Origin of the sequence: Pseudactinotalea sp., from assembly GCF_048594945.1 — a bacterium.
GTDB lineage: Bacteria > Actinomycetota > Actinomycetes > Actinomycetales > Beutenbergiaceae > Pseudactinotalea.
Genome location: NZ_JBMDXJ010000117.1, coordinates 1 through 8,570, shown reverse-complemented (window position 1 = coordinate 8,570; position 8,570 = coordinate 1). Strand labels below are relative to the sequence as shown.

At 71.0% G+C, this 8,570-nt stretch carries 9 protein-coding genes and 1 tRNA gene; 2 read left to right on the top strand and 8 right to left on the bottom strand.

What is annotated here, in order from left to right; all coding sequences use genetic code 11:
* The 3 genes from ACOJSN_RS05495 to ACOJSN_RS05485 form a co-directional block, all read right to left on the bottom strand.
* The coding region (locus ACOJSN_RS05495; protein ID WP_420111501.1) for a nucleotide disphospho-sugar-binding domain-containing protein at window positions 1–1,064 on the bottom strand (1,064 nt) is incomplete at its 3' end.
* Complete coding sequence (locus ACOJSN_RS05490) at window positions 1,061–1,423, bottom strand: MmcQ/YjbR family DNA-binding protein (protein WP_420111500.1); 363 nt, start codon at window positions 1,421–1,423, stop codon at window positions 1,061–1,063. The genes ACOJSN_RS05495 and ACOJSN_RS05490, both read right to left, overlap by 4 nt.
* A gap of 39 nt (window positions 1,424–1,462) precedes the next feature.
* Window positions 1,463–2,860 (bottom strand): mycothione reductase, encoded by a 1,398-nt coding sequence (locus tag ACOJSN_RS05485; RefSeq protein WP_420111499.1) that lies wholly within the window; start codon window positions 2,858–2,860, stop codon window positions 1,463–1,465.
* Window positions 2,861–2,981: 121 nt separating this feature from the next.
* Between ACOJSN_RS05485 and ACOJSN_RS05480 the strand changes: the two genes are divergently transcribed.
* Entirely contained in the window at window positions 2,982–3,497 is a 516-nt protein-coding gene (locus ACOJSN_RS05480) for a hypothetical protein (RefSeq protein ID WP_420111498.1), read from the top strand.
* Window positions 3,498–3,587: 90 nt separating this feature from the next.
* On the opposite strand, the gene ACOJSN_RS05475 is transcribed toward ACOJSN_RS05480, so the two are convergent.
* From ACOJSN_RS05475 to ACOJSN_RS05460, 4 genes are all read right to left on the bottom strand, one after another.
* Entirely contained in the window at window positions 3,588–4,115 is a 528-nt protein-coding gene (locus ACOJSN_RS05475; RefSeq protein WP_420111497.1) for a hypothetical protein, read from the bottom strand.
* 332 nt (window positions 4,116–4,447) lie between these two features.
* A tRNA-Ala gene (locus ACOJSN_RS05470) sits at window positions 4,448–4,520 on the bottom strand.
* Window positions 4,521–4,569: 49 nt separating this feature from the next.
* A complete protein-coding gene (locus ACOJSN_RS05465) occupies window positions 4,570–5,496 on the bottom strand; it encodes a hypothetical protein (RefSeq protein WP_420111496.1) in 927 nt (308 codons plus the stop codon).
* Window positions 5,497–5,555: 59 nt separating this feature from the next.
* On the bottom strand, window positions 5,556–6,131 hold the full coding sequence (locus tag ACOJSN_RS05460; protein WP_420111495.1) for a GNAT family N-acetyltransferase: 576 nt from the start codon (window positions 6,129–6,131) through the stop codon (window positions 5,556–5,558).
* A gap of 246 nt (window positions 6,132–6,377) precedes the next feature.
* On the opposite strand from ACOJSN_RS05460, the gene ACOJSN_RS05455 reads away from it, so the two are divergent.
* Window positions 6,378–7,001 carry a 5-formyltetrahydrofolate cyclo-ligase gene (locus ACOJSN_RS05455; protein WP_420111494.1) on the top strand — a complete coding sequence of 208 codons (624 nt, stop codon included), beginning with the start codon at window positions 6,378–6,380 and terminating at the stop codon, window positions 6,999–7,001.
* Between the two features lie 7 nt (window positions 7,002–7,008).
* Here ACOJSN_RS05455 and ACOJSN_RS05450 read toward each other — a convergent pair.
* The coding region (locus tag ACOJSN_RS05450) for a penicillin acylase family protein (protein ID WP_420111493.1) at window positions 7,009–8,570 on the bottom strand (1,562 nt) is incomplete at its 5' end.

The following is an 8,570-nucleotide window of genomic DNA, read 5'->3' as shown; positions in this document are numbered from 1 at the left end:
ACGGCGGCGCCTCGCTCGGTCAGTCGTCTCGCGTTGTCGCCCTGGTCACGCCCGTGGGGCATGACGACCATCGGGCGGTCGGCGGCCAGCGCCATCATCAAGGTGCCGTGGCCGCCGTGGGTGACCACGAGATCGGCGTGCGGAAGCACCGCGGCGTGCGGGGCCGAGGAGACGACGGCCACGTCGCTGCTGCCGCGCACCTGCTCGGGAGCGACGGCGGGCCCGGTGGTCACGAGCCCGCGCACGCCCGCCGCCGCGAGCGCATCGGCGACCCGTTGCAGGCAGTCGACATGGTCCTGGAAGGTCGAGGACATCGCGACCAGCACGAACGGCCCCTCCCCTGCCGGAGGCGACCAGTCACCGCTCGCCCACGCGGGGTCGTCGAGGACCGGGCCGACGTAACGGACCGTGGGCGGCAGATCGCCGGGGAAGTCGAACTCCGCGGCGGTGAGCACCAGCTGGCGCTGCGCGCGCTGATGCTGACCCCACGGGCTGGTCAGCGGCGGGAGCCCGTACCCTGCGCGCACCTCGTTGAGCGGTCCGAGCGCGTAGCGACCGAGCATGCGGGTGCTGCCAGCGGTGACCACACGATCGCGCAGCCGCCCGAACGGGCCACGGACAGGAGCGAGGCCGAGGCCGAACGGAGGGATGCCCGCCGCCGGCATCGGGTACACGTTGGGGATCAGCACCGCGAACGGCAGGGCGGCGGCCTCGGCGGCCATCATCGCGCCGACCGCGACGAACGAGGTGACCACGGCACCGGGTGTCAGCTCGCCGATGGCAGCGGTGGTGTCCCGGGCGTGACCGGCTGCCGGTCCGGAGAACATCTGATCGGCCATCATCTTGGCCATCGCGGTGGGCGACTGCTTGCGCCAGTCCTCCACGGGGCGCGCCGACTCGGACCAGGGCCGGAAGTCGGCTCCCGTGGCCGCGACCTCCTCGGCCATCGTGGCGTCCCCGAGCACGGTGGCCTGGTGACCCCGCTCGAGCACAGCCCGCACGGCTCCCAGCTCGGGCGGAACGGTCCCGCCGGCATCGGTCAAGGCGAACAGGTAGTGCGTCATCGGATCACGTCAGCAGCCAGAGACGCCGGTGCCTGAATGCGATAGGAGTCGGTGAGCATCTCCACCACCTCGTCCCAGTCGGTCTCGTCATCGATGATCATGCCGATGACGTTCGCGCCCCAGCCGGTGCGGAAGTACGGGTGGCCGAGGTGCTCGTACGCTGCCACCTCATCGGGATCACCGTGGAAAACGATCCGGAACTGCTGGTCCTCGCCGCCGAACACGTGCGCCACAGTGTTCGATCCGACCCGCCATCGCTGCCCCACCCACGCACCCTCGCGGTAGGTCTGAGGCAGTTCATCCATGATCGCGTCGAGGCGATCGAGAATCTCGTCCGGAACGTCGGGTCGCTGAGCCACGTACCCACCCTGGCGCACAGCACCGACATCCGCGACCGGTTACTCGATGGGCAGCCCGAGCAGGGCGTTCTCCACGACCTCGGCGAGCGCCGGGTGGATCCAGTACTGGCCGCGTGCCACGTCGTGGACGTGCTGGCCGAAGCTCGCCGCCTGGATCAGTGGCTGGATCACGGTCGAGGCCATCGTGCCCACGCAGTGGGCCGCGAGGATCTGGCCGTCGGGTGAGGCGTGGACGGTCACGAATCCGTCCTGGTCCTCGAGCGCCCACCCGTACGCCACGTCACCGTAGTTCTGGGTCTTCGTGACATACGGCGTGCCGGCCCCCTCGAGCGCGGCGGCCGTGGGACCGAACGAGGCCACCTGCGGGTGCCCGAACACCGCGTGCGGGACGAACCGGTGATCGCTGCGCTGCGACTCGGCGTCGATCCGGCCGAGCGCCACCGCGAGGTTGTGAGCCACCACCCGCGCCTCGTGGTTGGCCACGTGCTTGAGCTGCCAGGGCGAGCAGACGTCGCCGAGTGCCCAGGTGCCGGCAGCGGTGGTGCGCTGCTGGTCGTCCACGACGACGAAGCCACCGGCGTCGACCTCCATGCCACCCTGCTGCACGGAGAGCCGGTCGCCGTTGGGCTCGCGGCCCACGGCGAGCAGCACCACCTCGGCCTCGAGCACCTCGGTGGAGCCACCGTGCTCGACCGTGACGTTCCAGACGTCGCCCACCCGCTCGGCCCCACGAAGGTGAGTCGACGTACGCAGGTCGATCCGCCGTCGGGCGCTCGCCGTGACCACCTCCGAGACCGAGCGCTCCTCGTGGGTGAGCAACACCTCGGAACGTTGTACCTGTGTGATCTCGACGCCGTAGGCGGCGAACACATGCGCGAGCTCGCACGCCACGTAGCCGCCGCCGAGCACCAGCATCCGCGGCGGCAGGGTGTCGAGGCGCATGATCGTGTCAGAGGAGTGCAGCCCGTTCTCCGGATCGAGGTGCTGCAGGCCCGGGACGTCCGGAAGCGTGCTGACACGCGAGCCGGCCGCAACCACCACATGATCCGCGGTGACCTCGGTGCCGTCGGCGAGACGCAGCGTCCGCTCTGCCGTGAACTGGGCGTGCTGGTCGTACACGGTCACGAACTCCTGCGAGCGGCGGTACGCCTCACCGCCGTCGGCGATCGGGTCGATCCGGCCGAACACCCGGTCGCGGATCGCCGGCCAATCGACGGCCGGCGGATCGAAGGCGACGCCGAGGCGCGCCGCGTCCGCAGCCTCGACCACGCGGTCGGCGGGCACCACCAGCATCTTGGTGGGGATGCAGCCCACGTTGAGGCACGTGCCGCCGAACCGCCCCTCCTCGACGATCGCGATGTCCAGGCCCTCGAGCTCCGGTGTGATCAACGAGTTCCCCGAACCCGTGCCGATGATGACGAGATCGTGATGAGGCATGGTGCCGAGGCTAGCCGCGTCTCCGTGCGCAGATGGACACGCTCGGGGTCGCCTCTGGGTGTATCTCGCTGTCGTCGATGTGCGGATGTGCCGGCACAGGCGCGCCCCTACCGTCGCAGATATGTCCATGCCACCCCTCACGCCGGAAGGCACGCCCGTGCAGCACATCCCCTCCCCATCGCCCGCAGTCGCCACGAAGCGGCGGCTCGGCCTCCCGTTCGCCGCGATCGTGGGGCTGGCGCTGCTTGCCGTGCCGCGCGTCGTCCTCCACGACCTCGGCCTCATCAGCGCCGGGACGCTTGTCAACGCGCTGCTGGTGTTCGTGCCCCCGGTGGTCTGGGTCGGGGTCGCGGTACTCCGGCGGATCCCCCGCGCCTTCCTCACGCTCGTGGTCGTCGGGTTGGTGTACGGCGCCTTCCTCGCGCTCGGTCACCAGCTGCTGTGGGACGTGAGCTTCGGCGACTCGCCGCCGCGGCTGGGCGGCAACCTCGCAGGCCTCGACCCCGCGGCGCAGAACGTGATCCTGAGGGTGTTCGCCGCTGGCTCCAGTCTGGTCACCGGAACGGTCGTCGGGGCGATCGCCGGCGCGATCGCAGCCGGGCTGCAGCGGCTCGTCAGGACGCCCGGCCGAGCCTGACGCGTTCGCCCGCAGCAGCCGCGCTGAGCGACGCTCGACGTCCAGCGAAGGCGCCGCTGCCAGATGCCACCCGCGATCGCCGTGCCATCCTCAGCGGGCCGCTTCCTCCAGTCGCGCGATCACATCCGCCGCGAGCTGCGGGTCGCGCAGGCGTGCTGACGAGTACCCGATGCGTTGTACGCCATCCCACCATGCCTGGTAGAGCCGCTCCACCACAGGTTCGTTCCCCGCGTCCAGCCAGTCCAGGGCGTCGGCACCGTGGGCGGCCAGATCCTGGTCGAGATCCGCCAGGGTCTCCAGCCGGAACGTAACGTCATGGGACCTCGCCCACGCGAGGACCGCCAGTCCGATCGGGCGACACTTCTCTCGGGTGGGCGGCCCGGCCCGGCGGAAGGACGCCGCCTCGACGTGACCCCGCTCGCTGTGGAACATGACCTCCCAGTTCCCGCGACGGACCTCCAGGTGATACACCGCCATCTGCAGCGGCCCCCATGCCTCGATGACCAGACCGCCTCGCTCGAGCAGTGATCGGGCGAGCTCCCCTGTATCCGGCCGCGCCTCCATGACATAGGCGAGCACGCGGTCCACATCACCGTCATCGAACGAAGACTCGGGCACGATCCGAGCGTAACGATGGAGGCTGCACCAGGCCCCCACGTGTGAACAACTCGTGCCCCACGCGCCCCCGGCGCTGCGCGCCCCCACCGCGCCCGACATGGGCGAATCGCGGTCGCTCGGTGACTGCGAATCGACCGGAAACGCTGTCCGCGGCAGCGGGGTGGCGGCAGGAGCTCCCCCACCGCACGAACCCACGCAGCGCACCCCCAGAAGCGAGTTGAGGAGCCAGGGGACTCCGTCGTCCTCACTCCGCTGCGGCGGCTCCTCGAATCACTGGCCTACTCAACGCAGAAGGACCAGGGCGGAAGGCGTGCCCTGGTCCATCTGCCTTGTGGAGCTAGGGGGATTCGAACCCCCGACCTTCTCATTGCGAACGAGACGCGCTACCAACTGCGCCATAGCCCCAAGGACGGCGACAAGGATAACACCCAGCCGCCGGTGCGAGGACGGCGGATCAGCCCGCCGCGCGGCGGCGGGCGAGGACCGCCTGGACGTCCATCGCCGGCTCCACGGGAACGCGCTTCTCACGCCCGGAGTGCTCGATCGGCTCCTCCGGCTCGACGGCGGGAGCTGCGTCGGTCTCGTCGCTCACCACGGGCTCCATCACCTCGGTCGGCGCCCCCATCACGAGCGGGGACACCTCGCGGCGCGGTGCCGACTGCTTGAGCGTGTATGCGGGGGGCGGGACCGGCACGGGCGTCCAACCGGCGCCCTCGGGTGCGGGGGCAGCGACCTCGGGCTCGATCACCGGTGCCGGCTCCGCGACGAGCGTGGTCGGGTCCACGTCCACGCGCAGCTGCGGCTTGCCTGTCCGGCGGGCGGTGGAGGAGGCGCGGTCGCGCGCGTGCGAGGTGATCGCGGCGAGCTCACGCTCCCAGCGGGCGTCGGCAGCGTTGCCGGCGGTCGCGGCGCGGCGCCCCAGCATCACCACCCCCACGAGCGCCACCGTGGCGACCACGGGTGCCACCACGGGCCAGGACAGCAGCGCGAAGGCAGCCCACAGGCCACCGGCGACCACGAGCAGCACGCCGGTGAGTGCGAGCCGGCGGCGCGCCGCCGCTGCACGGCGGCTGGAGGCAGCGGCGCGCGCAGCGCGAGCAGCGGCCAGGCGGCGCGCGTCAGCGGCGGCCAGCTGGCGATCTGCGGGGGAACTCATGGGGACCTCCTCGTTCGCCCGCGCGGGGTGGACGAACACTCTGCCTGACGTCGATGGCGGCACCTGCCGGGCTCCCGCCGTCGCGACGATCCGGAGATCGTCCGAGTAGCGGTCGTCGGCTCGGGAGTCGACCACCACCTGCCGCGATCGGATCGCGGTAGGAAGGATGTACGCGAAGACGAGAATGCCGATGCCGAGGACCACCCAGCCTGCAATATCGCCCACGTCATGACGGTAGGTCCGGCACGCGCCGGCGCCCCGGTACCCGCTCGGCGTGTCGGCAGCTACCGGCGATTCTCGGCCAGACGCGCCGTCAGTCCGCGTCCGATCTCCTCACGGGTGAGGGCGAACGTGCGGTGGTCGCACCAGACGCCGTCGATGTGCAGGTACCGCTCTCGGACACCTTCGTCGCGGAACCCGAGCTTGGCGACCACTCGTAGGCTCGGCTCGTTCTCGGGCCGGATGTTGATCTCCACCCGGTGCAGCGAGAGGGAGAAGAAGCAGTAGTCGGTGGCGAGCGCTACGGCACGGGGGATCAGGCCGCGCCCGGCCCACCGCTCCCCGATCCAGTACCCGATCGCTGCCCCGCGCAACGACCCCCAGGTCACCCCGGAGATCGTCAGGTGACCCACGAGCTGGCCCTCGAACTCGACCCCGAAGCTGTACCCGGTACCCCGCCGCGCGGCCCGCGCCTGCTCGCGCACGTACTGACCGAAGGTCGGACGCCGCGACACCGGGTCGGGAGACGTGGCCTCCCAGCGGGACAGCCAGCGCTCGTTCTCCCGCCGAAGCCGGTCCCAGGCCGCGGCGTCGCGGCGTCGTAGCGGCCGCAGTCGCACGACGCCGTCGGTGAGGTCCACCGGGAAACTCTAGAGCGTGTCTCCCAAACCCGGGTCGAGAGCGAGCGGCGCCTGCCGGGTGCGATGGCAAGGCGCGTTCGCGAAGGAAGCCCGGGTTCGGCTTTCGAGCGGACGCAACGCCGCCAGCGCGCGTGGCAGGTGTCGCGCAGCCGATCCGGGTTCGGGAGACACGCTCTCGTGGTGTGGTGCGTGAGATCCCGGGGTGCCGAGTGGCGTTCGGCCCCGCAGTAAGGAAAGGTGGAGGCCATGTGGTCGCTGTCGTCCCTCGTCACAGCCGACCCGACCCTCGATACCGAGGACGCCAAGCATCTGCTCCGCGAAGCCGTGCGCGCCCACCGCAACAACCGCGGGACCCGGGAGCGTGCGGAGGCCGGCACGGCGATCGCCGCCCACTCCAGCGAGATCGTCGCCGACGCCGGTTGCGTGGCTGTGTACGCCGCCCGGCCGAACGAGCCGGCCACCCAGCCGCTGATCGACCACCTGCACGAGCGCGGCATCGACGTGCTGCTCCCGATCCTCGGCGTCGGGTTGAGTCGGGACTGGGCGCTGCACAAGCCTGGCGGCACGCTCGAGGTCCGCGCACCTGGGCGCCCGCCCGAGCCCGAGGGCCCCGGGCTGGGGATCACGGCACTGCACCGCGCCGATGTCGTCTTCGCACCGGCACTCGCGGTCGATCGCACCGGGGTGCGACTCGGCCAGGGCGGCGGTTGGTACGACCGCGTGCTCGAGCACCGCCGCCCCGATGCTCCGGTGGTGGCTGTCGTGTTCGCCGACGAGGTCAGCGACACCCCGCTCCCCCGTGCCGCGCACGATCGCGCAGTGGACGGCATCTTGACGCCCGCCGGTTGGTGGTTCGTGGGCGAGGAGTGAGGCCCGCTCAGCCGGGCGGTCGCAACGTGAGCGTGTCGACCTCGGCATCCTCGACCGCGGCGGTACTGAACGCCCACGGGAACGTCTCGCCCTCGGCCCAGGCGCCGAACTGGTCGGTGTAGTTCGAGGACAACGGGTGCCCGGAGTTCCCGGTCAGTTGCACCCACGTGGACGCGTCCCAGTCGGACAGGTCGAGCACCATCCGCATCGAAGGCACCCACGTCACGTCGAACACGGGGTACACCAGCTCACCGTCGACGTCCTCCCAGGACGCGGCATCCCATCCGTTCGCATTGACGATCGAGCTTCCGCCGGGAACCCCGATCGGGTCGGCGTTGACGAGGGTCCGCACGATGCCCGGCACGTCCTCGCCCCCAAGGACCTGGTGCTGTGGGGCGGCCTCGTGGAGCGAGCCCCACCGCCAGTCGGCGGGCACCTTGCCCAGCAGCACGGTCAGTTGAGTGCGGGCCGCGATGAGCGCCTGGGCGAGAATCTGGTCACGCTGCTCGACGACGGTCAGGGTCGCCCGGTCGTCCCACCACGGGCTCTCGGCGTCCTCGAGGAGCCCGCGCACCGCCTCGAGCCACTGCGACCCGCCATCGGGACGCTGGGCCACCGGCACCTGGTCCCAGAACGTCAGGCGCATCACGTTCGCCCAGACGGCCGAGAAATAGGCGGCCGCAGCCGAGTCGGTGTCGTTGCGGTAGTCCCAGTCCTCGAAGAGCTCGATCGCCTGCTCCGTGAACTCGGCTGCCTCGGACTCCTCCGCCTCTTCCCGCATGTCGACCTCGAGCAGCACCGGCACCAACAGCTCCGCGTAGGGGTTCGTGTCGATCAGCTGGATCTCGGACATGTCCGCCACGGTCAGCGACCCGCCATCGGCGATCCGCTCCTCGAGGGCGTCCCGGATCGCCTGCGACCGGTATCCGAAGTCGAAGTCGCTCGTGAGGAACGGGCCGGCACCCGGCTCCTGCACGGCCTGGTTCGCGGCCACGATGAAGCCCTCGTCGGGGTTCAGGGCGTGGGGCATCTCGGTCGGGTCCACGAAACCCTGCCAGTCGTAGCGTGGGTCCCATCCCGGCCGCGGCCACGACCCGTCACTCGGCACGATGCCGTCGGTCACCTGCTCACGGATCGGAATCTTGCCGGGCGCCTGGTAGCCGATGGTGCCGTCGGTGGTCGCGAACACGATGTTCTGTGTCGGCACCTCGAACGCGGCCGCTGCTGCGGCCACGTCGGCAGCGTCGGTCGCCGTGCCGAGCAGGAACAGGGCATCTGCGGTCCGGCCGGGCGTCAATGCCGTCCACTGCATCGCCACCGAGAACCCGCTGACGCCTGCCGGAGGCTGGTCCTCGGTGGACGGTCGGTCCGCAGCAGCGCGCGAGGACGTCAGCACGTCGGAGACGATCGGCCCGTGCCCGGTGCTCCGGACCACGATCGTCTCGGACTCGCCGCCGTTGACGGTGATCACCTCCTGCCGCTCGGTCAGCGGCAACCGGTCACCGTCGTAGAGGTACGTGCCATCCGGGTAGACGCGTTCCAGGAACAGGTCGACGGCGTCGCTCCCCA

Excerpts from the sequence above, each read along its gene's own strand:
- ACOJSN_RS05485 (WP_420111499.1), bottom strand. The coding sequence starts at position 2,860 with ATGCCTCATCACGATCTCGTCATCATCGGCACGGGTTCGGGGAACTCG.
- ACOJSN_RS05480 (WP_420111498.1), top strand. The coding sequence starts at position 2,982 with ATGTCCATGCCACCCCTCACGCCGGAAGGCACGCCCGTGCAGCACATC.
- ACOJSN_RS05455 (WP_420111494.1), top strand. The coding sequence starts at position 6,378 with ATGTGGTCGCTGTCGTCCCTCGTCACAGCCGACCCGACCCTCGATACC.